The following is a 25486-nucleotide window of genomic DNA, read 5'->3' as shown; positions in this document are numbered from 1 at the left end:
CGCTGTCTCTGTCCCGTTCTTTTGTCGTCAGCGCAGCGCGTCGGCCTGGCGGCACCAGTAGTCGAACGTGCCCTTGACGATGGAGGGCTTGAGCAGGTAGTCGTGGGCCTCCGCCGCCAGCGCGTCCGGCAGCGGCGTCAGCGGGCCGAAGATGCGCGCGCGCACCTGCATCCGGGCGGCGCGTTCGAGGTAGACGGCCAGGTAGGTCGCTTCTTCCACGCAGTCGCCGGTGGTCAGCTGGCCGTGGCTGGCCAGCAGGATGGAGCGCTTGCCGCCCATGGCCTCGGAAATGATCACGCCTTCCTGGTCGGCGATGGGCACGCCCGGCCATTCGGCCAGGAAGGCGCAGTCGTCGTGGAACGGCGTCATGTCCATCTGCGACACCACCAGCGGCTGTTTGGCCGCAGCCAGCGCCGAGACGTAGGGCGAGTGCGTGTGGATGATGCTGTGGCGATCCGGGCGCGCCTTGTAGACCCACAGGTGGAAGCGGGTGGCGGGGTTGGCCATGCCTTCGCCGGAGAGGGTGTTGAGGTCGCCGTCGACCTCGATGAAATCCTCGGGCGTGGCCTCGTCGAATCCCAGGCCGAAACGCAGCGTCCAGTAGGCGCCGGGGCGTTCCGAGCGGGCGCTGATCTGGCCTGCCAGGCCGGCTTCCTGCCCGGTCATGGCCAGGATCCTGGCGGCGTAGGCCAGCGTCTCGCGCAGCGGGCGCCGGCTCTGCTTCAGGTGCTGCTGCATTTCCTGCGTGGCGCGCTGGTCGAAATATTCCTTGCTTCGCAGATCCATCTTTTCTCCTCGTGATCGTGGCGCGCCGCATTCATCACACGATTGAAAGGAATGCGGGGCGGTGCGAGGATTATTGGTGACGGATGCGGATCAATCCATGACGCCGCAGTCATAGCTGCTATGCGCGGGGGCAGGGCGGGCGCCGGCCTTCAGCCCTTGTGCTGCAAGGCAATCTCCAGGATGAAGCTGGCCAGCGGCGAGCGCGTGCGCGCCTTGTTGGTGATGGCCACGATGCGGCGCTTGAGCGCGGGACGCTCCAGCGGCACCCGCACCAGTCCATAGTCCGACAGCAGTTCGGTGGAGATGCGGTCGGGCAGGATGCAGTGGCCGCCGGTCAGCGAGACCAGCTTGAGCATGGCGTCCACGGTCTCGACTTCGGCCGAGATGCGGGGGCGGAACCCCTGCCGCTCCAGCATGCGGCGCAAGGCGTAGTGCTGCGGGAAGCTCACCAGCGGCAGGTCCAGCGCCACCAGGTCGATCGAGGCCTGCTGCGCGGCGAAGGAGGCGGCGCAGGCGACCAGCGCCATTTCTTCCTCGAACAGCGGGATGATCTCCACGGCATCGGTGTCGACCGCGGTGTCGTAGACGAAGCCGATCTCGGCCTTGCCGCTGGCCACCAGCTCGACCACGTCGGGCGAGGCGCGGCCCACCACCGAGATGTTGACCGCCGGGCGCTGGCTCATGAAGCTGGCCACCACGTCGCCCATGAAGTAATAGCTCAGCGTGTGGATGGTGGCCACGCGCAGCGCGCCGCTGGTGACGCCTTGGGCGGTCTTCAACTGCTCCAGCGCGTCGTCGACGCTGTCGTAGGCGGGCTGGGCGGCGTCGCGCAGCTTGACGCCGGCATCGGTGAGCTGCACGCCGCGCCCGTTGCGCTCGAACAGCGCGTGGCCCAGGTGCGTCTCCAGCGCGGCCAGCGTGCGGCTCAGGCCGGACTGGCTCATGTCGAGCTTGTCGGCCGCCTCCGAGAGCGACTGGCAGCGGCAGATTTCAAGGAACTGGCGGATGTGATGGTCGAGATTCTTCATGGCGCCTGGCGAGAGAATGCATGCGGCTATCTTACGCAAGATTCAGACCACGCAGGCCCATGACGGCGACGCCAGCCTCAGTCGAAGCGCCGGTTGAACAGGATGTTGAGGCCGTTGATGGTGCCGGCGCGCGCCACCACCGACCAGCGCCGCGAGATCTGCCAGGTGGCCTTGGCCACGCTGGCCGCGCCCTGCAGGCTCTGCTCGTAGCCCAGCGTGATCTTCTCGGTGATGGCCTTGCCGAGGTTGACCACCTGGTCGTTGGTCAGGCCGGACTCGCTGGAGCCGATCGAGAACTGGTCCAGCCCGATGTCCTTGGCGATGCGCTTGCCGCCCATGTTGCCCACCAGCGCCAGCGCCTGGCTGCTGGCGCTGCGCTGGCCGATGCTGGAGCTGTCGGTGCCGTGGCCGAACATCATCCACGAGAGCTTTTCGTCGTCCGGCACGTTGGGTTCGGACACCAGCTGCACGCGCGGCTGGCTGACGTTGCCGGTGACCGAGACGCCGGCCTCGACGTCCTGGTTGCGGCGCATGGCCAGGATGTTGATGTTGGGGTTGGCGATCGGCCCCTGGAAGTTGATGATGCCGCGCTCGATGTTGAGCTTGGTGCCGAAGGCCTCGTAGGTGCCCTCGGCGACGTTGATGGTGCCGGTGGCGCGCAGCGGCGAGAGCGGCTCGCTGCGTACGGCCATGTCGCCGCGCAGCCGCAGGTCGGCGCCGCTGCCGCGGAAGCGGAAGTTGTTGCCCAGGTCCAGCGCGAGGTCGATCACCGGCGCGAACTTGCCGGCCGGCTTTTCGCTGGCGGCCTGCAGTTTCTCCTTGGAGCTGGCGTTGGCGCCGACCTTGTTCTTGCCGTCGCGCCGGATCACCACGACATCGTCGCCCAGCTTGGGCGCGCTGCTCTTGGGCAGGTCGAACAGGGCGCGGTCGACGGTGAACTTGCCGTCGATGCGCAATTGTTCCTTGACGTTGGCGATGGCGCCGCGGCCCGACAGCATCAACTGGCGGTCCGGGCTGGCGAACAGCTCCAGGCGGTCGGCCGTGATGGTGGCATTGAGGTCGGGGTTCTCGGCGCCCAGTTGCACCTTGCCGGCGGCCTTGAGGGTGCCTTTGCCGCCGTGGAATTCGATCTGGCGCAGCTCGATCACGTTGCTGTCCATGACGATGCGCACGATGCCGTCCTTGAGCTGGATGCCCTGATCGAATTGCGTCAGCGCCAGGTTGTCGCCATTGATGGCGCCCGAGAGCTTGGGCTGGCCGAGCGTGCCGGCGGCCGTCAATTCGGCGCCCAGCTTGCCGTTCAGGCTCACCTGCGGACCGATCAGGTCGCCCACGCGCTTCAGTTCGGGCACGTCGAGCCTGGCCTTCAGGTTCAGCGGCGAGCCGTCGGCCAGCGTCAGCAACTGGTCGATGCGCTGCAGGCCGATCTCGCCGTCCAGCGCCAGCGTGCCGATGCGGGCGGCATCGACGCGGCCGTTGACGCGCATCTGCTGGCCCTGGAAGTCGCCGCGCAGCTTCAGTTCGGACAAGCCCAGGCCGGCTTCGCCATTGCTGGCGCTCACGCGCACGTCGCCCGACTTGCGCTGGATCTGCACATGGCCCGCGGCGCTTTCGGCCAGCGAGAAGTCCCAGTCGGCATCCAGCACCAGGTCGGTCTTGACCGGCGGCGGCGCGCCGGTGAATTCCTGGGCGATCTCCAGCAGGCGGCCGATGTCCAGCGCGCTGGCCTGGCCGGCCGAGGCGATGCGGCCCTGGCGGTAGGACAGGCGCTTGAGGTCGATTGCCATGCGGTCGATGGCGATGCGGGTGCTGCCGGCCTCGACCATGTCGGCCGCCGCCTCCAGCGTGAGCGGGCTGCTCATGGCGATGCGCGGGAATCCCTGGTTGTCGAACCTGGAGATGACGCCGGCCCAGCCGTAGTTGCCCTTGGTTTTTTCGGTGACCCGGCCGCGCGCGGCAAAGCTCAGGTCCAGCGGATGCTGCAGCAGGCGACCGTCGGCCCGCAGGTCCAGGGTATGGTCGGCCCAGGTGCCGTCCAGCTTGAGCGCAAGCTTGTTCAGCTCGGCTTGCGGGCCGCTGTAGCCTTCGCCGTCCAGCGTCAGCGCCATGCGGTTGTCGGGCGAGGCGACGCCGGCGGCGAGGTTGGTGCGCAGGTCGGCTTCGCCGGCCAGGCGGCGCAGGCGGTGCGCGCCGAACACCAACTGCTCGGCCTGGTAGGCGGCGCGCAGGTTGGGGCGCTGCCGCGTGCCGCTCAACTGGCCGTCCAGCTTCAGCAGGCCCGACAGGCCATAGCCCAGGCGCTGCAGCTGCGGCGCGTCGATCTTCAGGTTCAGGCGGTCGGACACGGCGCCGAAGCTGCCGTCCAGGTCCAGCGTATTGCCCGCCACCTGCAGGTTGGCCTTGCTGGGCAAGAGGCGCATGCCGGCCAGGTTGATGTTGCCGCGCCCGCCCATGGGCAGCTCGCCGTAGGTGCTGTCGTGGACGGCGAAGGCCAGTTTCAGGCGCAGCTCCGGGGAGAGGCTGCCGGCGGCGTCGAAGTCCATGTTGATCTTCGCCGGCACCGGTTTGGAGGCGGCCGGCGCCTTCCTCGCGCCTGCCGCGGCTTTGCCCTGAGGCTCCACCGCATGCAGCACGGCGCTGGGGTCGAAGTCCACCAGCTTGCCCTTGAATGCGTAGTCCATCGCACCCACGGTCTTGAGCGTGCCGGCCGCCTCCAGGCGCGAGGCGCCGGCGGCCAGGCTGGCCTGGGCCAGTTCCACCTGTTGCGGGGTGATGGTGCTGTCCACGCGCAGCTTCAGGTTGCGGTCGTCCAGCGCCAGCGCGATCTTTTGCGAACCGGGCGCCAGCGTCACCTCCAGCGGACCCGACAATTGGGTCGGCTTGAGCTGGCGATGGATCTGGTTGAGGTCGAGGCCGGCGATGCGCAGCTTGAAGTTGCCGGCCAGGTCTTCCTTCTTGCCGTCTTCCTCGCTGCCGGGGCGGAACTGGCCGCCGCCTTCGATGCGCGCATTCTGCGGCAGCCGGATGTCGAGATCGGAGAGCGTCTGCCGGCGCAGGTCCAATTCAAGCTTCGCCCTGGCGGACAGCAGGGGCAGCAACTGCCGGTCGATGCTGCCCGGCCTGGCGTTGTCGATGGCGACCTGGCCGGCCACTTTCAGGGGCGCATCCGCCGCGGCCTGCCGGACCGGCGCCAGGTCGGCGCGCACGCGCAGGTCGGCTTGCGGCGCGCCGGCATGGAAGGCCTGCGGATTGATGTGCTGCAGGTCGACCCGCGCGCTCTTCAGCGGCACCGGGGCGAACGGCGTGGCCTCGATGTCGGCCGAGCCGTTGAGCTTGTCGCCGCTGGCCTTGAGCGCGATGCCCAGGTCCTGCAGCGAGCCCGACAGTTGCGCGGCGAGCCGGTATTTTTCCTGGAGGCCGGGGGTCTTGTATTCCCCCGCCAGTTCCAGCCCGCCGCTGACGGCGAACGGCGCGCGGCCGTTCAGGTGCAGCAGGGCGGTGGCGTCGCCGTAGGGCGTGGAAAGGCTGTCGAGCACCAGCGTGTGCTCGGTGCCGTCGGAGTCGCCATGCAGCTTCAACCCGGCCAGCTCGGTGGTGGAGGTGCCTTGGGTGAAGCTGAGCTTGCCCAGCGAAACCTCGCCGACCTCCAGCGCCAGCGGCAGCCGCAGCGAGGTTGGCATGGCGCTGGGCTCGGGCGGGGAGGGCTGCTGGTTCAACTGCACCGTACCCACGCGCAGGTAACGCACGGTGAGCTTGCGCCGCGCCAGCGACAGATGCCAGTCGCCGTCGATGCTGTCGATGTCGAGGATGCGCTTGTCATCTTTGTAATGCAGGTCGCGCAGGCGCAGGCCGTCGGCGATGGTGCCGCCCAGCAGGCGCCCGGAGAGCTTGCCGCCGAGCGCGCCGGCGGCGGCGTTCCACACCAGGCGCGCGCCGCTCTCGGTCTTGAGCGCGTAGAGGGCGGTGCCGGCCATGGCCAGCAGCGCCACGGCGACGGCGCCGCCGGACCACAGCGCGATGCGGCTGCCGCGGCCGCGATGGTGTGGCGCGGGCGGCTCCCGGTCTTGCTGCGGCGATGGCGATTGCGGTTCGGTCATGCGTGTTCGTCGTTCGATGCGTGGTCGCGGGCCGCCTCAGAAGGCGATGCCCAGCGAGATGTGCGGCCGGATCTGGCGTTTCTGCACGCCATACGCCAGGTCCAGGTTGAGCGTGCCGACCGGGCTGCGCCAGCGCGCGCCGGCGCCCACGCCGTTGTAGAAGGTCTTGTTGTTCCAGTTGTCGGCGGCCGCGCCGATGTCGTAGAACAGCGCCGCGCCCCAGCTCTCGGTGAGCCAGTGCTGGTACTCGGTGCTGCCCACGGCCAGGTACTTGGTCGGGTAGACGGTGCCGTTCTGCTCGTTGCCGATGCTCTGGTAGCTGTAGCCGCGCACCGAGTCGTTGCCGCCGGTGCGAAACAGCAGCGAGGCCGGCACCGAGGAGGCGCGGCCGGCGGTGAACACCCCACCCAGTTCGGCGCGCAGCAGCACCACGTCGCGCTTGCCGACCGGCAGGAACTGCTTGAAGCGGCCGTACAGGCGGCCGAAGCTCTGGTCGGTCAGCACGCCCTTGACGGCGAAGCCGGCCTCCAGCGTCAGCAGGTTGCCCCGGCGCGGGAAGATCGGGTTGTCGACATTGCGGCGCGCCCAGGAGAAACCCGGCACCAGCGCGCGGTGCTTGCCCGGCGTGACGATGGTGTTGGCCGGTACGGCGGCGCCGTTTTCCTGGGTCAGTTCGTCGCGGTAGTAGGTCAGCGAATAGGCGGTGTCGTAGAACTCGCCGTTGCGGGCCCGCTTGAAGCCGAGCTGCTGGCTGCGCAGGTCGATGCCTTCGAGCGTGGTGCGGTCGTAGGTGGTGTTGATGCTGTTGACGAAGGACTTGGCGTCCGGCGGCATGGCCAGCGACAGCTGGCCGTACTGGCGCTTCTGCTCGAGCCGTGCCTGGCTGTCGAAGACGTAGGCCCGGTTGAACATGTTGTAGTGCGAATAGCGGCCCTCGACCTGGGCGCCGGTGTCGGTGCCGTAGCCGACGCCGGCGCGCACGCGCTGGATCGGGAATTCGGTGACCTGCACCTTCACCGGCGCCAGGTCGGGATGCGCGGGATCGTCGTCGATGCCGACGATGGCGTTGGAGAAATAGGGCGTGTTCTGGATCTGCCGCTGCAGCGCCAGCAGGCGGTCGACGTCGTAGGGCTCGCCCTCGGCCAGCGGGTTGACGTTGCGGATGATGGATTCGGGATAGCGCCGGGTGCCTGTGATCTGCAGCGCGCCCAGGGTGAAGGCGGGGCCGCTGTCGTACTGCACCGCGAGGTCGGCGCGGCGTTCGTCGGGGTCGATCTCGGCCTGCGAGCCGGCGATGCGGGCGGCGGCGTATTTCTTCTGCTGCAGCGCTTCCAGGCCGGCGTTCTTGGCCTTGTCCCAATCCTCCTGGCGGAACGGCTGGCCGGCGGGCAGGCTCCAGTTGTCGCGCAGCGCGGCCACGCGTGCGGCGTCCTGCTGCGCCGCCACGCCGCGCACCTCGACCTCGGCCGAGGAGACCGTGGTGCGCGGGCCGGGATCGACGGTGACCAGCACGCGCCTGACCTCGCCCTCGGTCTTCAGGTCGACCTTGGTGACCGGGCTGAAATAACCCTCGGTCGAGGTCAGCTCGCGCACCTGGTCGCCCAGGGTGTCGATCATGAACTTGAGCTGTTCGTCGCTGATGTCGTCACGGTCCTTGTAGCGCGACAGGTCGAGGAAATCCTTGAGCAGCGACTGCACCGGCTTGGGCGCTTCGATATCCACCCTGTAGGCGGCATAGGCTGTATCGGCGGCGCACCACAGGAACGCGATGGCCAGGCTGCAGGTCCATTTCATTGAATCACTTTTCGTCGGTTGAAGCGCCCGGCCGGACCCGGCGGCGGCAGCGGCGCCTGCGCAAAGTCGGGTACGATGGCGTATTCGGGACGGCGCGCCGGCATGCCGGCTGATTGGCTGACTGCCGCGCGGCGGGGATAGTTCCTGACCATCCCCGCGGCGGCGCTGGTATTGGCTGTTCTGGCGCCGCCGCCCGGGTCATGCATGCCGCCATTGTAATGCGCGCGGGGCGTTGCGGCGACCCCGCCGGTTGATTGAAGGTTTTCTTATGTTGGGCTGGACAAGCAAGGAGAAGCAGGGTGAGTGTTGACGTCTATTCGGAAAAGGCCAGTTGCGAGCGTTTGCTGTCGGTGCACCGCTGGACCGACAAGCTGCTGACCTTCCGCACCACGCGCCCGGCCGGCTACACGTTCACCGCCGGCCAGTTCGCGCGGCTGGGGCTGGAGATCGACGGCGAGATCGTCTCGCGCGCCTACTCGATCACCTCCGCGGTCGCCGACGACGAGCTGGAGTACTACGCCATCATCGTCCCCGGCGGCAAGTTCACCACCCGCCTGGACGCGCTGCGGCCGGGCGACACGGTGTGGGTGGAAAAGCTCAGTTACGGCTTCATGACCGCCGACCGCTTCACCGACGGCAAGCAGCTGTGGATGCTGGCCACCGGCACCGGCCTGGGGCCCTATCTCTCCATCCTGCAACAGCGCGACGTCTGGGAGCAATTCGAGCAACTGGTCGTGGTGCACGGCGTGCGCCACCGCGAGGAGCTGGCCTACGCCGACCAGCTGGAGGGCCTGCGCGCGCAAGCCGTGGCGCAAGGCTTGCCGGCCCGGCTGCACTACCTGCGCACGGTGACGCGCGACCCCGCCGCGGCCGACGGCCTGCTGGCCGGGCGCATCACCGCGCTGCTGCGCGACGGCGCGCTGGAGCAGGCGACCGGCCTGGCCATCGGCGTGGAGCAGTCGCGCTTCATGGCCTGCGGCAATCCGGAGATGGTCACCGAGGTGCGCGAGATCCTGCGCGAGCGCGGCATGACGCCGCTGCGCCGCACCGGCGGCGGGCAGTTCGTCACCGAAGATTATTGGTGATGCGGGCGAAAAACTAATTTTGAGACAATTCTCAAACTAATACGAGGAACCAGGCGAGAACCCATCAGGTCGAGGAATACATGTTGATTGCGTCGCGCATCCGGGGGATGCTCGGCGTCCAATACGCATGTTCAGCAATCATTCGATATGGGGGTAGTATGAGTACGAAGAGAATCTTGCAGATCGCCGTCGCCGACGATCATCCTATGGTTCTTGCAGCCTTGAAGAACGAACTTCTCAGGATCCCGGAGGCGCGCGTGAACGTCGAGGCCGGCACCGGCGAAGGCTTGCTGGCCGCCTTGAAGCGCCACCCCTGCGAGGTCGTCGTCACCGATTTCACGATGCCGGGCATGGACAGCGAGGATGCCGACGGCCTCCTGCTGATCAAGCGCCTCAAGGCCGAGCAGCCCTCCACCAAGATCATCGTGTACACCGCGATGAGCAACCCGGCAGTGATCAAGCGGCTGTACCGCATGGGCGTGTTCTCGGTCATCAACAAGCGCGAGAAACTGGACGAACTGATCAACGCCTGCCAGGCCACGCTGAGCGCCAAGCAGGTCCATTTCCCGACCTCGCTGCGCGGCGAGCTGGAAGTCAGCTGGGCCCAGGGCGACGCCTTCGCGGTGCGCCGCGACCTGACCACCAGCGAACTGGAGGTGGTGCGCATGATCGTCGAAGGCAATTCGCTCAATGAGATCTGCCGGCGCCTCTCGCGCACGCCCAGCACCATCAGCACGCACAAGAACAACGCCATGCGCAAGCTGGGGTTGAACACCGACGCCGAACTGATCAAGTATGCGTATTCCTCGGGGATGCTATGAGGAGCGGGAAGGGGTGGCAAGAATGAGGGAAGGGCGACGCTGGATGCGTCGCCTTTTTTCTTTTGCGGCGGATTGCCGGCGCAGAAAACAAAACAGGCGCCTGAGCGCCTGTGTTGAGGTATTCCTTGGGGTGGCTGACGGGACTCGAACCCGCGACAACAGGAATCACAATCCTGGACTCTACCAACTGAGCTACAGCCACCATTGATGTGCGGGAAACTGCTGCCCGTCACCAGTGAAGCTCGCAATTATATAAAGTATCGTGGAGGATGGCAATACAATTCGCGCCCTGATTGAATAAAGTTTCCCGCAGGGGCGGGCCGGCGTCCGCCTATCCCTGGCCCAGGGCGTGGACCGGGGGATTGAGCTGCAGCAGCCCGGCGAACGCATGTTCCAGCGTGGAGCGGCTGGCCGTGGTGTAGCCGGCCAGCGATCCCGCTCCGCCGGCGCGATGCAGCCCGCGGGCGTCCAGCAGGCGCAACAGCTGGCGCGTGACCGCCTCGCCGGTATCGACGATGGCCGGCGTGCGCGCGCACAGCCGGCGGCACACGCCCTCGATCGCCTCGCGCACGAAGGGGTAGTGCGTGCAACCCAGCACCAGCGTATCGGCGCCTTGTTCCAGCAATGGCGCGAGGTAGCGTTCCAGCAAGCCCACCGTGGCCGGCGAATACAGTTCGCCCTTCTCGATCAGGTCCACCAGGCCGACGCAGGCCTGCGGCAGGAAACGCACCGGGTACTGGCTTTCCATCTGTGCGCGCAATTGCGCGAAGCGCTTGCTGGCCAGCGTGCTGCGCGTGGCCAGCACGCCCACGACGCCGCTTCCGCTCTGCTGCGCGGCCGGCTTCAGGCCCGGCTCGATGCCCACCACCACCAGTTCCGGCCAGCGTTCGCGGATGGCCTGGATGGCCGCCGCGGTGGCGGTATTGCACGCCACCACCAGCGCCTTGACGCGCTGGCCGGTGAAGAAGGAGCCAATGGCCAGCGAGCGCGCCACGATTTCGTCTTCGCTCTTGTCGCCATAGGGGGCATAGCCGGAGTCGGCAAAGTACAGCAGCGCCTCGCGCGGCAGGGCGGCGTGGATATGGCGCAGCACCGACAGGCCGCCGATGCCGGAATCGAAAATGCCGACGGCAGCGTCGGCTGCCGTCGGCATTGAAGTTGTCGCATGGCCGGTCTGCGTCATCGCGGAAGAACCCTCTGTACCTGGTTGCTGCATGTTACCGAGAGTTCTCCCGCAATGGCATCGGCCCGGCCCCGGCTTACGCCGTGGTGACCGGGATCTTGGACAGCGACACGCTCTGCGCGATCTTTTCCTTCCATTCGGCCGGACCGGTGTTGTGCACCGAGATGCCGTTGGCGTCGACCGCCACCGTCACCGGCATGTCCTTGACGTCGAACTCGTAGATCGCTTCCATGCCCAGGTCGGCGAAGCCCAGCACCTTGGCCGACTTGATCGCCTTGGAGACCAGGTAGGCCGAGCCGCCCACCGCCATCAGGTAGGCCGACTTGTGCTTCTTGATCGCCTCGATCGCGGCGGGGCCGCGCTCGGACTTGCCGATCATCGAGATCAGGCCGGTCTGCTCCAGCATCATGTCGGTGAACTTGTCCATGCGGGTCGCGGTGGTCGGGCCGGCCGGGCCCACCACTTCGTCGCGCACCGGATCGACCGGGCCGACGTAGTAGATCACGCGGTTGGTGAAGTCCACCGGCAGCTTCTCGCCCTTGGCCAGCATGTCCTGGATGCGCTTGTGCGCGGCGTCGCGGCCGGTCAGCATCTTGCCGTTCAGGAGCAGGGTCTGGCCCGGCTTCCAGGATGCGACTTCTTCGCGGGTCAGGGTGTCCAGGTTGACGCGCTTGGACTTCTCGGTGTCCGGCACCCAGTGCACTTCCGGCCATTCCGACAGCGACGGCGGTTCCATGTAGGCCGGGCCCGAGCCGTCCAGCACGAAGTGGCCGTGGCGGGTGGCGGCGCAGTTGGGGATCATCGCGACCGGCTTGGAGGCGGCGTGGGTCGGATGCATCATGATCTTCACGTCCAGCACGGTGGTCAGGCCACCCAGGCCCTGCGCGCCGATGCCCAGCGCGTTGACCTTCTCGCACAGCTCGATGCGCAGCTCTTCGGTCTTGTTGTTGGGGCCGCGCTTCTTGAGCTCGTACATGTCGATGTCGTCCATCAGCACTTCCTTGGCCATCAGCATGGCCTTCTCGGCGGTGCCGCCGATGCCGATACCCAGCATGCCCGGCGGGCACCAGCCGGCGCCCATGGTCGGCACCGTCTTGAGCACCCAGTCCACCAGGTTGTCGGACGGGTTCAGCATGACGAACTTGGTCTTGTTTTCCGAACCGCCGCCCTTGGCCGCGATGCGCACGTCGACCGTGTTGCCCGGCACCAGCTCCATGTGGATCACCGCCGGGGTGTTGTCCTTGGTGTTCTTGCGCTCGAACTGCGGGTCAGCCACGATGGAGGCGCGCAGCACGTTGTCCGGGTGCATGTAGCCCTGGCGCACGCCTTCGTTGACGGCGTCGGCAATCGAGCCGGAGAAGCCTTCGAAGCGCACGCCCATGCCCACCTTCAGGAACACGTTGACGATGCCTGTGTCCTGGCAGATCGGGCGACGGCCTTCCGCGCACATGCGCGAGTTGGTCAGGATCTGCGCGATCGCATCCTTGGCGGCCGGATTCTGTTCGGCCTCATAGGCGCGCGCCAGGTGCTGGATGTAATCCACCGGGTGGTAATAGCTGATGTACTGCAGCGCGGCGGCTACGGATTCGATGAGATCGTCTTGCTTGATGATGGTCATGGCTGGTTCTCTCGGGTTTGGAATAGGGCGTCGTCAGTGCGGCTTGTCGGGCGAATCGGGCGACGGCGCGGGATGTGCCATCAGCTTGTCGCAGTAGGCGATGGCGATGGCGGAAACGAGAAAGGTCACGTGGATGCCGGTCTGCGCCAGCAGGGTCTTCACGTCGTACAGGTTGGCGTTGATGAAGGTCTTGAGCAGGTGGATCGAGGAGATGCCGATGATCGCCGTGGCCAGCTTCACCTTCAGCACCGAGGCGTTCACGTGCGACAGCCACTCCGGCTGGTCGGGGTGGCCTTCCAGGTTCATGCGCGAGACGAAGGTCTCGTAGCCGCCCACGATCACCATGATCAGCAGGTTGGAAATCATCACCACGTCGATCAGCGCCAGCACCACCAGCATGATGGTCTGCTCGTTGAGTTTTTCCGGACGCGGCGCGCCGGCGATGGCCACCGCATCGAGGATGTGATCCAGCGATGCAGCGTTGCCCATGGCCGCGCCGATCAGGTCGGACAGTTCGACCCAGAAGTGATACACGTAGACGCACTGCGCCAGGATCAGGCCCAGGTAGAGCGGCAGCTGCAGCCAGCGGCTCATGAAAATCAGGTTGGGCAGGATGCCGATCTTGCGCGGAGCTTGGGGTTTCGGATCTGTCATGAAGGTGAATGGGTCGCTTGATACTTGATTCTGGCGGGTATGGCTGGATCCGATTATGGGCTTCGAATTTGGGGCCGTATTTTACACGCCCTTGGCCGCGCCTTCGCGGCGCGGCGCAAGAGAATCGCCGCCCAAATGCGAGCGCGGCAGTGCCTGCGAGAAACATCGGCCTGTGCCACAATATCCGGGCTGTGAACATCTCGACATCATTCCGGTCTCCTGGATGGAGCTGTGCGCCGGGTTCACCCGCATCCAAGTATTGCCGCCGAGCCGGGCGATTGCCCGCAAAGCCCTGTCGCAGCGGCGTTCCCGGCCGGGAACATTGCCAGTTGTGTAAGGACTGAGTAAGTGAAGCGGCCTATGTTTTGCGGAAAGCAAAAATTATCCTCTGGAGACTATCGTGGCAGACATCGAAACTTTCAAACAAGAGAACCGCGTCTTCGCGCCGCCGGCCGAACTGGTCAAGAACGCCGCCATTTCCGGCATGGACGCCTACCAGGCCCTCAACGCCGAATTCGAGCGCGACTACGAAGGCACCTGGGCCCGCCTGGCCAAGGACAACCTGAAGTGGAACAAGCCCTTCACCAAGACCCTGGATGAATCCAACGCGCCGTTCTACAAGTGGTTCGACGACGGCAAGATCAACGTTTCCTACAACTGCCTCGACGTCAACCTCGAGAACGGCAACGCCGACAAGACCGCCGTCATCTTCGAGTCCGACGACGCCAAGGTCACCAAGGTCAGCTATCGCGAGCTGCACCAGAAGGTTTGCCAATTCGCCAACGGGCTCAAGTCGCTGGGCATCAAGAAGGGCGACCGCGTCGTCATCTACATGCCGATGTCGGTCGAAGGCGTGGCCGCCATGCAGGCCTGCGCGCGCATCGGCGCCACCCACTCGGTGGTGTTCGGCGGCTTCTCCGCCAAGTCGCTGCAGGAGCGCGTGATCGACGCCGGCGCCGTGGCCGTGCTGACCGCCGACTACCAGGTGCGCGGCGGCAAGCAATTGCCCTTGAAATCCATCGTCGACGAAGCGCTCGCCATGGGCGGCTGCGACACCATCAAGAACGTGGTCGTCTACAAGCGCGCCGGCGCCGAGATCAACTGGGTCGAAGGCCGCGACCGCTGGCTCTCCGACGTCGTGGCCAACCAGCCCGACACCTGCGAGCCGGAGTGGGTCGACGCCGAGCATCCGCTGTTCATCCTCTACACCTCCGGTTCCACCGGCAAGCCCAAGGGCGTGCAGCACTCTTCGGCCGGCTACCTGCTGTGGGCCGTGCTGACGATGAAGTGGACCTTCGACATCAAGCCCGACGACATCTACTGGTGCACCGCCGACATCGGCTGGATTACCGGCCACACCTATATCGCCTACGGGCCGCTGGCGGTGGGCGCCACCCAGATCGTGTTCGAAGGCGTGCCGACCTATCCCAACGCCGGCCGTTTCTGGGACATGGTCGCGCGCCACAAGGCCACCATCTTCTACACCGCGCCGACCGCGATCCGCTCGCTGATCAAGGCCGCCGACGCCGACGAGAAGGTGCACCCGAAACAGTACGACCTGTCCTCGCTGCGCATCCTCGGCTCGGTGGGCGAGCCGATCAATCCGGAAGCCTGGATCTGGTACTACAAGAACGTCGGCAATGAGAAGTGCCCGATCGTCGACACCTTCTGGCAGACCGAGACCGGCGGCCATATGATCTCGCCGTTGCCGGGCGCCACGCCCCAGGTGCCGGGTTCCTGCACGCTGCCGCTGCCGGGCATCACCGCCGCCATCGTCGATGAGACCGGCAACGACATCCCCAACGGCAACGGCGGCATCCTGGTCGTCAAGCGCCCCTGGCCCTCGATGATCCGCACCATCTGGAACGACCCCGAGCGCTTCAAGAAGAGCTACTTCCCCGAAGAACTGGGCGGCAAGATCTACCTCGCCGGCGACGGCGCCGTGCGCAACAAGGACACCGGCTACTTCACCATCACCGGTCGCATCGACGACGTGCTCAACGTCTCCGGCCACCGCATGGGCACGATGGAAATCGAATCGGCCCTGGTCGCCAACAGCCTGGTGGCCGAAGCCGCCGTGGTCGGCAAGCCGGATGAAACCACCGGCGAATCGATCTGCGCCTTCGTGGTCTTGAAGCGCCCGCGCCCCACCGGCGACGAAGCCAAGCAGATCGCCAAGGAGCTGCGCGACTGGGTCGCCAAGGAAATCGGCCCCATCGCCAAGCCCAAGGAAATCCGCTTCGGCGACAACCTGCCCAAGACCCGCTCCGGCAAGATCATGCGCCGCCTGCTGCGCGTGCTGGCCAAGGGCGAAGCCATCACCCAGGACGTCTCCACGCTGGAAAACCCGGCCATCCTGGATCAGCTGAAGGAAGCGCAATAAGGCCGGACGCATGAGCGGCCCCGGGTCATCGGGGCCGGAAGGCCGGCGGGGCAGGGCGCCAGCGTGATGGAAGCCCGCTGCGCCGGCTTTTTTCATTGTTGAACAGGAAAAATCCGCGGAAAAGGCTTGGAAAGCTGAAAAACCTTGCTATAATCTGCGGCTTCGCTAAACGCGACCCGAATCCTGGAGAGGTGGATGAGTGGTTTAAGTCGCACGCCTGGAAAGCGTGTATAGGTTAATAGCCTATCGGGGGTTCGAATCCCCCCTTCTCCGCCAGTACGATAAGCCCCTGATTTCGTTAGAAATCGGGGGCTTTTTCTTTTCACGCACTGAATTTTCCTGTCTTTATTTTTATCCGGCGATTTGTCGGCAACTGTCTCCGCGCCAAAGAAAAACCTGCGTGAAATTTTGATGATGCCGCGTAGCGCGAAATCCTCAGCCATCCATCCACAACACTGTTGGTCTGCTCCCGAAATGCTGGCATGATGGCAAGCCTGTGCATCTGTCGCGGCAAAAGAAATTCAACCGATCGGGAGAAAGTGATCTACGCTGAAATGCATCGGCTGCGGCATGCGCCGCAGGCGCGTGTCTTGCGCTGGTCATTCCCGGGTTGCGCGATGGGCGCTTGAATTTCCATCAGGAAATTTGCAAGAATTTTAACCAACGAGGGAGGGAAAACTCATGTCCGAACAAAAGAAATATCGCCTGGTCACGCGCAGCGACTTCGATGGCCTGGTCTGCGCGGTCCTGCTGAAGCACCTGGACATGATCGACGAGATCCTGTTTGTGCATCCCAAGGATATGCAGGACGGCAAGATCGCGATCAGCGATAGCGACATCACCACCAACTTGCCCTTCGTGCCGGGCGTCCACCTCGCGTTCGACCACCATCTGTCCGAGACCATCCGCAACACCGGCGAGCGCAAGAACCACGTGATCCATCCCGAGGCGCCATCGGCCGCGCGCGTGGTGTACGACTACTACGGCGCCGAGAAAGCGTTCCCCGCGTCCTGGGGCGACATGATGGCTGCCGTCGACAAGGGCGATTCGGCGCGCTTCAACGAACAGGAAGTGCTCAATCCGCAAGGATGGGACCTGCTCAATTTCCTGATGGATGCCCGCACCGGCCTGGGCCGTTTCCGCGATTTTCGCATCTCCAACTACAACCTGATGATGGACCTGATCGAGCTGTGCAAGACGCACACCATCGACCAGATCATGGCCTCGCCGGACGTGAAGGAGCGCAAGGATCTCTACTTCGAGCATGCGGAGAAGTGCAAGGATCAGATCCGCCGCTGTGCCAGCGTGCACGGCAATCTCGTCGTGCTGGACCTGCGCAAGGAGGAGACCATCTTCGCCGGCAACCGCTTCATCATCTACGCGCTGTTCCCGCAGACGAACATTTCCATTCACGTCCTGTGGGGCCTGAAGAACCAGAACACCGTGTTCGCCACCGGCAAGTCCATCCTGAACCGCACCTCGAAGACCAATATCGGCGCGCTGATGCTGGAATACGGCGGCGGCGGGCATGAAAACGCCGGCACCTGCCAGGTGGAGAATGAGCGCGCGGAAGAAGTGCTGGGCGCACTGGTGACGCGCATCAACGCGGATGGCTGATGGTCGATGGCGGGGATGTCCGGACGCGGACGTCCCGCGCAAGCACCGGCAAGACATGAAAAAGGCTCCCGACGGGAGCCTTTTTCATGCGCGGCGCAGGGTCAGTTTCTGACTGCGATGTCAATGGCGCGGGCGATCGCCACGGCCTTCTCGATGACCTCGGCCTGGCTGGCGACCTGCATGCTTTTCTTGAGCGCGTGCAGGTCCTCTCTCGTCTTCTTGCTCACCGGTACATTGATGAAGCCGTCAGGTTGCGTAACGAAGTCAGGATCCTGCGCGTTTGCCAGCTTGGACTTCCTCGGCATCATTATCTCCTGTGCAATGGTGGGGTGAATTATAAAAATTATGGCTACACCGATTCTAAACAGTTCCGCTTCATTTCAAGAATCATGGTTTCTTAGCTTGCAAGAATTCAACGATATATGAGGCGGGATGGCGACTCTTTTACATAAAAAGACCGTTTCCCTGCCGTGCCGGCCGGTATCGGCGGCTTTATCCGCGGCTGCCCGCTTAGAAATCGAAGGCGCCCTGGGCGTCCCCGCTTTTAGTCTTTGCCAGGGCGCGATCCGGTTTGCCGGGCAGCTTTACCTTGGCGCTGCGCGCGCCGCCATAAGCTTGTTGCGCCGGCCAGGCCGTCATCAGTTCGGAGGGGTACAGGTCGAGCATCGACCACGCCGCCTGCGCCGAGCCGGCGTTGAGCCAGGCGCGGTATTGCGACTTCGGCACGACCACCAGGCTGCGTTTTTCATCCTCGGGTTTCTGGAAGCGCTTCATCAGCGGATGGTGGTCGGCGTTGACGGTGATCTGCGTGAACGAGAAACTGTAGCCGGCCTCGGCTTCCTCCCAGGCGCGCCACAGGCCGGCCACGCAAAACGGTTCGCCATCGGCCATGCCGATCGACCAGCGTTGCGCGCGGCTGCCGTCCGCTTCGTAGTTCGGCTCGCAGAACCAGTGCATGGGCAGCAGGCAAGTCTGCGCGCGGCGCCAGGCCTGCGCATAGCTGCGCCGCTCGGCGATGGACTCTGCGCGCGCGTTCATGGTGGAGATGCGCACCCCCGGCTCCAGCTTGCGCTTGGGGATCATGCCGTAGGTGCCGACGACCAGCTCCGGCGCGCCGCCTTCATCGGCGCGCACCAGCGGCGCGGCGTAGTCCTGCCAGGTCTCCTCCGGCCAGTCGGGCGTGACGGAAATGTCGGCGCCCGTGAGCTCGGCGACGGTCGGTTTGCTGGCGGGTTTGTAGTTGACGCACATGCGTCGATTTTGCCACAAGCCTGTCCTTGCGACGGAGCATAAAAAAGCCGCGCCCGAAGGCGCGGCAACAGAGGGTGACTATAAAAGTCGCCAGGGAAACCGTAAGAAGATCAGCGACGCCCGGGCAGGGCGCGGTCGAGATCGCGCACGATCCAGCGCACGGCGCCGGTCAGCTGCGCATCGTCCATTGCGGGCATGAAGGCGATCTCGAAGCGCCGGCCGCGCGCGGTCAGCAGGTAGCGGCCCAGCAGGATGCCGACGTCGAGATCGATGTCGTGGTCGAACACCTGATGGCCGCCGGCGGCATGGCGCAGGCGCAGGGTGAAGCCCGGGCCTTCGTGGTCGTCGTCGCCGTTCCCATCGAGCGCGACGAAGCCGCCGTCGTCGCCGCGCCGCCCGATGGTGCAGGCCCCGGCGCCGAGGTAGAGCTGTTCCATCATCTTCTGCTGCAAGCGGCGCACCAGGTAGGCGCGCGGGAAACCGAAGCGCAGCGGCGCGGCCGGCGCCCGTGCGACGGCCGCGGTTTCCGCGCAGGCAAGTTGCTGCTGGGACGATGGGGGCATGCCGTTCTCCGCGAAGATGGCCGCTGCGCAAGCTGCGCGCAACGGACGATTGAATTGGCGGCAAGTGTAGGTGCGCGCCCGGCGGCTGAATTGCGTTTTCGGCACAGGCGCGTGCCGAATGCATCACCGGCCTGCGCTTCCCGCGCCGCAGGAATCGTGCGTGGCCGCGCCATGCGGCGCCTTCTGTTTCCTGTCGTTGGCACAGTCCTTGCAAACCGTGATGCGAGCCACGCAGATCCACGTAGCCAACCACGCGGGGCGAGGCAAGACCTCCAACCGCATTTCAACGTGATGTTCAATACAGGGGAAAACCATGAAGTTCGTCAAGACCGCGCTGGCCGCATCGATCGGCCTGATGGCCGTGTTCGCAGGCGCCGCCCGCGCCGATACGCTGGCCGATATCCAGAAGGCAGGCGTGGTGAAGATCGGCGTGCCGCAGGATTTCGCGCCCTACGGTTCGGTCAATGCCGACCTGCAGCTGCAAGGCCTGGACATCGAGGTCGCCAAGCTGGTGGCCAAGGGCATGGGCGTGAAGGCGGAGCTGGTGCCGGTGCCCATCTCCAGCCGCATGGCCTTCCTGCAGACGCACAAGATCGACATGATCATCTCCACCCTGGGCAAGAATGCCGAGCGTGAAAAGGTGATGGATTTCTCGCAAGGCTACGCGCCGTACAACAACAGCGTGTTCGGCGTGGCGGCGATCAAGGTGGCGGGTCCGGCCGACCTGGCCAACCAGACCGTGGGCGTGGCGCGCAGCACCTTCGAGGACCTGATGCTCACCGACAGCGTGCCCAAGAGCACCGTGCTCAAGCGCTATGAAGACAACAACAGCCTGATCGCCGCCTATATCTCGGGCCAGGTGCAGATCGTCGGCACCGGCGACTTCGTGGCCTACGCCCTGGCCGAGAAAACGCCGACCAACAAGCCGCTGCTGAAGTACATCATCAACGTCTCGACCTGCTACGTGGGCATGAACAAGGGCGAGACCGCGCTGGTGGCCAAGGTCAACGAGGCGCTGACCGCGTCCAAGAAGAGCGGCGAACTCAATGGCATCGTCAAGAAATGGCTCAACGTCCCGTTGTCCGAGAAGATCGCCACCACCTACCAGTAAGCCTGTCGGTCCGCCGCGTCCTGCGGCGGACTTCCTCTTCCCCCACCCATCGCAATACCGCTGTGCGCGGCCCCGACGCCCTGTGCGCGGGTACGTTTCTTGCTGGAAAAATGCAAGGCAGCAACGCGGCTGCCGGGACCACAGCAAAAAACAAGGGGAAGTGGAAATGAAGGTTTTCGGAAACATGAAAATAGGCAGCCGCCTTGCCGTCGGCTTTTCGGTGGTGCTGGCGCTGTCGATCCTGATCATGGCCATCGGCGTCTGGCGCCTGCAGGTGGTGTCGGACGTGACCCACGAGATGGTCAGCCAGTCGGTGCGCAAGGAGCGCCTGATCTCGGCCTGGTACGGCAACCTGCGTGCGGCCATCCTGCGCACCATCGCCATGTCGCGCAGCACCGACCTGACGCTCAACAACTACTTCCTCAACGAGGAGCTGGCCTCGGGCAAGGAAAGCGCGGAACTGCAGAAGGAACTCACGCAGATGTTCGATACGGATGCGGAGAAAACGCTGTACGCGGAGATCGCTGGATATCAGAAGGACTACAAGGCCATCTACCTGAAGATGATGGACATGAAATCCACCGGCGACCAGGACGGCGCCAACAGCGTGCTGATCCAGGAATTCATGCCCTTGTCCAAGAAGTACCAGGCGGCGATGCAGAAACTGCAGAAGGCCGAGCAGGCCGAGATCGACGACGCCTCGGACAACATCGAGCGCCTGGCCAGGCAGAGCGGCGTCTTGCTGATGGCGCTGGAAGCGGCGGCGCTGGCGTTCGGCGTGCTGTGCGCCTGGCTGCTCACGCGCGGCATCGTGCGTCCGCTGAAGCAGGCGGTGGCGATTTCACAGCGCGTGGCCGACGGCGACCTTGGCGCGCAGATCGTGGTGAGCTCGCGCGACGAGGTCGGGCAGCTGCTCGGCGCGCTGCAGGACATGAACGCCAAGCTGCGCGGCATCGTCACCCGCGTGCGTCACGGCACCGACGCCATCGCCACCGCGTCCGGCGAGATCGCCGAAGGCAACCAGGATCTCTCGGCGCGCACCGAGCAGCAGGCCGGCGCGCTGGAAGAGACCGCCTCTGCCATGGAAGAATTGATTTCCACCGTGCGCACCAATGCCGACAACGCGCACGAGGCCAGCCGTCTGGCGGCATCGGCCTCGGGCATCGCCGGTGAGGGCGGGGCAGTGGTCGGGCGTGTGGTGCAGACCATGGACGAGATCAACGGTTCGTCGAAGAAGATCGTCGACATCATCAGCGTGATCGACGGCATCGCCTTCCAGACCAATATCCTGGCCCTGAACGCGGCGGTGGAAGCGGCCCGCGCGGGCGAACAGGGGCGCGGCTTCGCGGTGGTGGCGTCGGAAGTGCGCTCGCTGGCGCAACGTTCGGCGGCCGCGGCCAAGGAGATCAAGCTGCTGATCGACGATTCGGTGCAGAAGGTCGGCGCCGGCAGCGCGCTGGTCGAGCAGGCCGGCGCGACCATGGCGCGGGTGGTGGAGAGCGTGCAGCACGTCAACGCCATCGTCAACGAGATCAGCGTGGCCAGCGCCGAGCAGACCGAGGGGATCCAGCAAGTCAACGATGCGATCTCGCAGCTGGACGACGTGACGCAGCAGAACGCGGCGCTGGTGGAGCAGGCGGCCGCCGCGGCGGCCTCGATGCGGGGGCAGGCCGGGGAGCTGATGCAGCTGGTGAGCGTGTTCAGCGTCGAGGAGCGCGGCGTGGCGCAGCTGGAACTTGTCGAGCCGGTTGCCGGGACGCAGCCGGCCTTGCTGGGCAGGGAGATGGCTCGGGCTTGATCTGTGGCTTGCGCCTCCATGCGCTCGAGTCATCCCATTCCCCGTCGTCGCCGCGAAAGCGGGGACCCAGCGACGTTGGTTGCGCATCGCCGGCCGCTGAACGACGCTGGGTTCCTGCGTTCGCAGGAACGACAGTGAGGAGGTGGCCTGCGCCTCCATGCGCTCGAGTCATCCCGCTCCCCGTCGTCCCCGCGAAAGCGTGGACCCAGCGACGTTGGTTGCGCATCGCCGGCCGCTGAACGACGCTGGGTTCCTGCGTTCGCAGGAACGACAGTGAGGAGGTGGCCTGCGCCTCCATGCGGTCGAGTCATCCCACTCCCCGTCGTCCCCGCGAAAGCGGGGACCCAGCGACGTTGGTTGCGCATCGCCGGCCGCTGAACGACGCTGGGTTCCTGCGTTCGCAGGAACGACAGTGAATAGGTGGTCTGCGCCTCCATGCGCTCGAGTCATCCCGCTCCCCGTCGTCCCCGCGAAAGCGGGGACCCAGCGACGTTGGTTGCGCATCGCCGGCCGCTGAACGACGCTGGGTTACTGCGTTCGCAGGAACGGCAGTCAGGCGGTTGCCTGCACCTCCACACCTCGCCAAGCGCGAAAAAAAACGGCGGAAAAATCCGCCGTCTCTTGCTTGGCCCTTCAGCCGCACATCACTGGAACGTCGTCGCCATCTTCTGCGGCAGCGGCACGTTGAGCCACTTCTTGACGATGCCGTTGATCTCGCCGCTCTTCTTGGCGGCGGTGATGACTTCATTGACCTTGGCCAGCAGGGCGCCTTCGCCCTTGTTGAGGCCGACGCTGCAGCTCGATTCGTTGATGATGTACTTCAGCACCGGCTTGTTGTCCGGCGCCTTTTCACCCAGCGCGTAGGCGACGAAGTCGCCGGTGCCCACCAGCTGCACCTGGCCCGAGACGTAGGCCGAGATCATGGCGTTGTTGTCTTCGTAGCGCTTGATGGTGGCGCTCTTGGGCGCGGTGTCGGTGAGCTGGATATCCTGGAAGGTGCCGCGGGCGACGCCCACGGTCTTGCCTGCCAGGTCGGCGGCGTTGGCGACCTTGACGCTGGCTACGCCGAACACGCTGTTGTTGTACGGGGCGTAGGCTTGCGAGAAGTCGATCACCTTTTCACGCTCGGCGTTCTTGCCCAGCGTGGAGATGACCAGGTCGGCCTTGTGCGTCTGCAGGTAGGCGATGCGGTTGGCGCTGGCCACCGGCACCAATTGCACCTTCACGCCCATCTTCTGCGCGATCAGCTTGGCGACGTCGATGTCCAGGCCTTGCAATTGCAGGTCGGCGTTGACCGAGCCGAACGGCGCGAAATCCTGCGGCACGGCGATCTTCACCACGCCGGATTTCTGGATGTCGGCCAGCGCGTCGGCGTGGACGTTGGCGGCGAGCATGGATAGCAGGCCGAAGGAAGCGGCCAGCGCCGGTTTTGCAAACTTCATATGTTCCCCTTGAAAGTGGATTGCTGATCTTGCTGATTTAGCGGGCGATCTCTTTGCCCAGCCGGACCACCGTGACGCCCGGGCCGATGTGCCGCAAGGAGGGCATGACCAGCGTGCAGTCGTCGTAAGGCGTGGCGATCTCGCGTCCGTTTTCTTTTGCAATGACCGTGCCAGCCTTGGCGAAGACTTCCATGCCGCGGTAGTCGCCGGTGAATTCCAGTTCCATGCCTTGCGCCACCACCGGTTCGGTGACGCCGATGAAGCGCTGCGCCGGCAGCTCGCCGGGCTGCATCAGCGCGGCCACGTCGGCTTGCTCCACCACCCCGGCGGCAAGGAGGAAGCGCGCCGCCACGTCTTGCGCCACCCGTTCGCTGGCGGCGGAGAAGTGCTGGCCGCATTCGACCAGCAGCGCGTTCCTGGCGCTGGCGGGGTCGCCGAAGCCGGCGTAGTCGCGCATGCGCACGCCGTTGGGATGGCCGCGGTCGACCACCACGTGCTGCGGCGTGCCCAGTTGCGCGGCCAGCGCCATGCCCTTGTCCAGCGGGCCGCTGACGATCAGCGGCGGCGCGGCCTCGTGCATGGAGTGCAGGTCCAGCATGAAGTCGACCGTGTCGATGATGGGGCGCAGCTCGCGCGCGCGGCGCAGTTCGGAAGAATCCTCGGCGCCGTCCAGGCGCGCGGCGCTCCAGACGCGGTTCATGTCTTCGTCGATGTAGCGCGAGGCGTCGGCGTCCTGCGGATCGAAGCGGGCATACGCGGCGACGTTGCCGAAGCCCAGCGTGACGCGGCCCTTGACCGGATGCAGGCCTTGCTTCAGCAGGCGGTCGACGGCGATGGCGCCGCTCACTTCGTTGCCGTGCATGAGCGCCAGGATCATCACGTGCGGGCCGTCGACGTGGCTATCGAAGGTGTGGACGTAGTCGATGCCGGTGTTGCCGAAGCGCCAACGGTCGATGTCCGGGAATTCCACTTCGACGGGATATTGCGGCAGCGCCGCGCGGATCTGCTCCAGGGTCTTCATGGATGCCTTGGTGGTTGCCTGAGTGAAGTTTTCGCCGCCGAGTATAGGCAGGCGCGCGGAGGCGTTCGTGCCGATTCGGCACAGGCTTGTGCCGTTTGGAGCGCGGCGCCGCGCGGGTGCGGGAGCATGCGGCGCGCGCGGATTTGGGGCGCGTTCTCACCAATAGCGTGCCGGCTCGCAGTGCAGTCCCGTGTGCCGGGAACGCAGCGTCCGGCCGCGGTGCGCGGGCCTACCCGGGCGGCTTCTCCGGCGCGGCGGCGTAATCCCAGATGGCGTTGACCAGTGCATTGGCGCTGCCGCGCACGCGGTACAGCGAGACGTCGAAACGCACGCGCAGGTGCGGCTCGCCGGCGATCAGCAGGCGTCCCTCCGCCAGGTCCTTCTGCACCAGCCGCTGCGGCAGCCAGGCCACGCCGGTGCCGCGCAACGCCATCTCCTGTATCGCCTCGTAGGAATCGGCCTGGTAGACCATCTTCAGCGCCGGCTTCTGCTCCAGCTCGGCCAGGTGCTTGGCCAGCACGCCGCGCAGCGTGAGCGTCTGCGAGAAGGCCAGCCAGGGCATGGCGCCGGCCTTGGGGCCGAGGCGGTAGAGCGGCTTGCCGCGCTTGTCGGGCGCCGAGACCGGCAGCAGCAGCTCATGCGCGATGGTCTGCGACTCGTAGCGCTGGTGGTCGATCAGCATGCGGGTGGCGGGGCTGGAGTAGATCATCAGCAGGTCGGCCTCGCCGGCGGCCAGCTTCATGATCACGTCCTGCGCGCCGCCGGTGGCGATCGACACCGGGAACACGCCGCAGTGCTGGCGGATGCCCTCGTACCAGTCCGGGAAGAAGGTTTGCGACAGCGTGCGGCCGGTGGCCAGGCGCAATATGTTCTCGGTCTCGGCCGGCGTCTCCTGCAATTGCGCGCGCGCCGCGTAGAGCACGTCCACCGAGTTATTGGCCGCATCCAGGAAGAGTTTGCCGGCGCGGGTGAGCGTCACCGGCTGGCTGCGCGTGACCAGTTCGGCGCCGACCCATTGCTCCAGCGCCTTGATGCGGCGGCCGAAGGCGGGATGGGTGACGAAGCGGTTCTCGGCCGCGCGCGAGAAGCTGCGCGTGCGCGCCAGTTCGATGAAGTCTTCCAGCCAGACGAGATGCACTTGCGGTTCCTTTGCGAGAGGCGCGCAAGATGCGCGCGGTATCAATCGGAGCGGAAAGAGCAAGAGCTGTTCCAAAGCACGGGCTGCTTGCATTGG

19 protein-coding genes and 2 tRNA genes are annotated in these 25486 nt (G+C 65.6%); 7 read left to right on the top strand and 14 right to left on the bottom strand.

Features of this window, described 5'->3' with window-relative positions; genetic code table 11:
* Positions 1-27: 27 nt before the first annotated feature.
* The 4 genes from Herbaro_RS15380 to Herbaro_RS15365 form a co-directional block, all read right to left on the bottom strand.
* On the bottom strand, positions 28-786 hold the full coding sequence (locus Herbaro_RS15380; RefSeq protein WP_275010488.1) for an aldolase: 759 nt from the start codon (positions 784-786) through the stop codon (positions 28-30).
* A gap of 149 nt (positions 787-935) precedes the next feature.
* A complete protein-coding gene (locus Herbaro_RS15375) occupies positions 936-1814 on the bottom strand; it encodes a LysR family transcriptional regulator (protein ID WP_275010487.1) in 879 nt (292 codons plus the stop codon).
* A 77-nt stretch (positions 1815-1891) separates the two neighbouring features.
* Positions 1892-5911: a translocation/assembly module TamB domain-containing protein gene (locus Herbaro_RS15370; protein ID WP_275010486.1), complete on the bottom strand. Its 4020-nt coding sequence runs from the start codon at positions 5909-5911 to the stop codon at positions 1892-1894.
* A gap of 36 nt (positions 5912-5947) precedes the next feature.
* Positions 5948-7705 (bottom strand): autotransporter assembly complex protein TamA, encoded by a 1758-nt coding sequence (locus Herbaro_RS15365; protein WP_275010485.1) that lies wholly within the window; start codon positions 7703-7705, stop codon positions 5948-5950.
* 299 nt (positions 7706-8004) lie between these two features.
* On the opposite strand from Herbaro_RS15365, the gene Herbaro_RS15360 reads away from it, so the two are divergent.
* The gene (locus Herbaro_RS15360; protein ID WP_275010484.1) at positions 8005-8790 is read left to right on the top strand and encodes a ferredoxin--NADP reductase; all 786 of its coding nucleotides are present in this window, start codon (positions 8005-8007) and stop codon (positions 8788-8790) included.
* A 107-nt stretch (positions 8791-8897) separates the two neighbouring features.
* Positions 8898-9611 carry a response regulator transcription factor gene (locus tag Herbaro_RS15355; RefSeq protein ID WP_275010483.1) on the top strand — a complete coding sequence of 238 codons (714 nt, stop codon included), beginning with the start codon at positions 8898-8900 and terminating at the stop codon, positions 9609-9611.
* 126 nt (positions 9612-9737) lie between these two features.
* Here the strand turns inward: Herbaro_RS15355 and Herbaro_RS15350 are convergent.
* From Herbaro_RS15350 to Herbaro_RS15335, 4 genes are all read right to left on the bottom strand, one after another.
* A tRNA-His gene (locus Herbaro_RS15350) sits at positions 9738-9813 on the bottom strand.
* A gap of 129 nt (positions 9814-9942) precedes the next feature.
* Entirely contained in the window at positions 9943-10764 is an 822-nt protein-coding gene (gene murI / locus Herbaro_RS15345; protein ID WP_275010482.1) for a glutamate racemase, read from the bottom strand.
* A gap of 106 nt (positions 10765-10870) precedes the next feature.
* Positions 10871-12412, bottom strand: coding sequence for a fumarate hydratase (locus Herbaro_RS15340; RefSeq protein WP_275010481.1), 1542 nt, complete (start codon positions 12410-12412; stop codon positions 10871-10873).
* A gap of 33 nt (positions 12413-12445) precedes the next feature.
* Positions 12446-13066, bottom strand: coding sequence for a YqhA family protein (locus Herbaro_RS15335; RefSeq protein WP_275010480.1), 621 nt, complete (start codon positions 13064-13066; stop codon positions 12446-12448).
* 400 nt (positions 13067-13466) lie between these two features.
* Between Herbaro_RS15335 and acs the strand changes: the two genes are divergently transcribed.
* The 3 genes from acs to Herbaro_RS15320 all read left to right on the top strand — a co-directional run bounded on the left by acs (position 13467) and on the right by Herbaro_RS15320 (position 17066).
* Positions 13467-15449, top strand: coding sequence for an acetate--CoA ligase (gene acs, locus Herbaro_RS15330; protein WP_275010479.1), 1983 nt, complete (start codon positions 13467-13469; stop codon positions 15447-15449).
* Positions 15450-15634: 185 nt separating this feature from the next.
* Positions 15635-15725 (top strand) — tRNA-Ser (locus Herbaro_RS15325).
* 405 nt (positions 15726-16130) lie between these two features.
* Positions 16131-17066, top strand: a complete 936-nt coding sequence (locus tag Herbaro_RS15320) for an exopolyphosphatase (protein ID WP_275010478.1) — start codon at positions 16131-16133, stop codon at positions 17064-17066.
* A 101-nt stretch (positions 17067-17167) separates the two neighbouring features.
* Here Herbaro_RS15320 and Herbaro_RS15315 read toward each other — a convergent pair whose 3' ends face one another.
* The 3 genes from Herbaro_RS15315 to Herbaro_RS15305 form a co-directional block, all read right to left on the bottom strand.
* Positions 17168-17371, bottom strand: a complete 204-nt coding sequence (locus Herbaro_RS15315) for a hypothetical protein (RefSeq protein WP_275010477.1) — start codon at positions 17369-17371, stop codon at positions 17168-17170.
* Positions 17372-17576: 205 nt separating this feature from the next.
* Positions 17577-18317, bottom strand: coding sequence for an SOS response-associated peptidase (locus tag Herbaro_RS15310; protein WP_275010476.1), 741 nt, complete (start codon positions 18315-18317; stop codon positions 17577-17579).
* Between the two features lie 110 nt (positions 18318-18427).
* Positions 18428-18880: a hypothetical protein gene (locus Herbaro_RS15305; protein WP_275010475.1), complete on the bottom strand. Its 453-nt coding sequence runs from the start codon at positions 18878-18880 to the stop codon at positions 18428-18430.
* Positions 18881-19193: 313 nt separating this feature from the next.
* Here Herbaro_RS15305 and Herbaro_RS15300 point away from each other — a divergent pair, with 313 nt between their 5' ends.
* Together Herbaro_RS15300 and Herbaro_RS15295 are read left to right on the top strand one after the other, a co-directional pair.
* Positions 19194-19991: a transporter substrate-binding domain-containing protein gene (locus tag Herbaro_RS15300; protein ID WP_275010474.1), complete on the top strand. Its 798-nt coding sequence runs from the start codon at positions 19194-19196 to the stop codon at positions 19989-19991.
* Between the two features lie 166 nt (positions 19992-20157).
* Positions 20158-21789, top strand: a complete 1632-nt coding sequence (locus Herbaro_RS15295) for a methyl-accepting chemotaxis protein (RefSeq protein WP_275010473.1) — start codon at positions 20158-20160, stop codon at positions 21787-21789.
* 644 nt (positions 21790-22433) lie between these two features.
* Here Herbaro_RS15295 and Herbaro_RS15290 read toward each other — a convergent pair.
* The 3 genes from Herbaro_RS15290 to Herbaro_RS15280 form a co-directional block, all read right to left on the bottom strand.
* The gene (locus Herbaro_RS15290; RefSeq protein ID WP_275010472.1) at positions 22434-23231 is read right to left on the bottom strand and encodes a transporter substrate-binding domain-containing protein; all 798 of its coding nucleotides are present in this window, start codon (positions 23229-23231) and stop codon (positions 22434-22436) included.
* 37 nt (positions 23232-23268) lie between these two features.
* On the bottom strand, positions 23269-24252 hold the full coding sequence (locus Herbaro_RS15285; RefSeq protein WP_275010471.1) for a M14 family metallopeptidase: 984 nt from the start codon (positions 24250-24252) through the stop codon (positions 23269-23271).
* A gap of 229 nt (positions 24253-24481) precedes the next feature.
* Positions 24482-25390 (bottom strand): LysR family transcriptional regulator, encoded by a 909-nt coding sequence (locus Herbaro_RS15280; RefSeq protein WP_275010470.1) that lies wholly within the window; start codon positions 25388-25390, stop codon positions 24482-24484.
* Positions 25391-25486: the final 96 nt, after the last annotated feature.

The sequence above is a fragment of the Herbaspirillum sp. WKF16 genome (assembly GCF_028993615.1).
Classification (GTDB): Bacteria; Pseudomonadota; Gammaproteobacteria; order Burkholderiales; family Burkholderiaceae_D; genus Herbaspirillum.
This window is presented reverse-complemented; position numbering and strand designations above follow the sequence as displayed.

Bases quoted from the DNA above. Each gene is read 5' to 3' on its own strand.
- Herbaro_RS15380 (WP_275010488.1), bottom strand. From the start codon at position 786: ATGGATCTGCGAAGCAAGGAATATTTCGACCAGCGCGCCACGCAGGAA.
- Herbaro_RS15375 (WP_275010487.1), bottom strand. From the start codon at position 1,814: ATGAAGAATCTCGACCATCACATCCGCCAGTTCCTTGAAATCTGCCGC.
- Herbaro_RS15370 (WP_275010486.1), bottom strand. From the start codon at position 5,911: ATGACCGAACCGCAATCGCCATCGCCGCAGCAAGACCGGGAGCCGCCC.
- Herbaro_RS15365 (WP_275010485.1), bottom strand. From the start codon at position 7,705: ATGAAATGGACCTGCAGCCTGGCCATCGCGTTCCTGTGGTGCGCCGCC.
- Herbaro_RS15355 (WP_275010483.1), top strand. From the start codon at position 8,898: ATGCTCGGCGTCCAATACGCATGTTCAGCAATCATTCGATATGGGGGT.
- murI (WP_275010482.1), bottom strand. From the start codon at position 10,764: ATGCCGACGGCAGCCGACGCTGCCGTCGGCATTTTCGATTCCGGCATC.
- Herbaro_RS15340 (WP_275010481.1), bottom strand. From the start codon at position 12,412: ATGACCATCATCAAGCAAGACGATCTCATCGAATCCGTAGCCGCCGCG.
- Herbaro_RS15335 (WP_275010480.1), bottom strand. From the start codon at position 13,066: ATGACAGATCCGAAACCCCAAGCTCCGCGCAAGATCGGCATCCTGCCC.
- Herbaro_RS15320 (WP_275010478.1), top strand. From the start codon at position 16,131: ATGTCCGAACAAAAGAAATATCGCCTGGTCACGCGCAGCGACTTCGAT.
- Herbaro_RS15315 (WP_275010477.1), bottom strand. From the start codon at position 17,371: ATGCCGAGGAAGTCCAAGCTGGCAAACGCGCAGGATCCTGACTTCGTT.
- Herbaro_RS15310 (WP_275010476.1), bottom strand. From the start codon at position 18,317: ATGTGCGTCAACTACAAACCCGCCAGCAAACCGACCGTCGCCGAGCTC.
- Herbaro_RS15305 (WP_275010475.1), bottom strand. From the start codon at position 18,880: ATGCCCCCATCGTCCCAGCAGCAACTTGCCTGCGCGGAAACCGCGGCC.
- Herbaro_RS15300 (WP_275010474.1), top strand. From the start codon at position 19,194: ATGAAGTTCGTCAAGACCGCGCTGGCCGCATCGATCGGCCTGATGGCC.
- Herbaro_RS15295 (WP_275010473.1), top strand. From the start codon at position 20,158: ATGAAGGTTTTCGGAAACATGAAAATAGGCAGCCGCCTTGCCGTCGGC.
- Herbaro_RS15290 (WP_275010472.1), bottom strand. From the start codon at position 23,231: ATGAAGTTTGCAAAACCGGCGCTGGCCGCTTCCTTCGGCCTGCTATCC.
- Herbaro_RS15285 (WP_275010471.1), bottom strand. From the start codon at position 24,252: ATGAAGACCCTGGAGCAGATCCGCGCGGCGCTGCCGCAATATCCCGTC.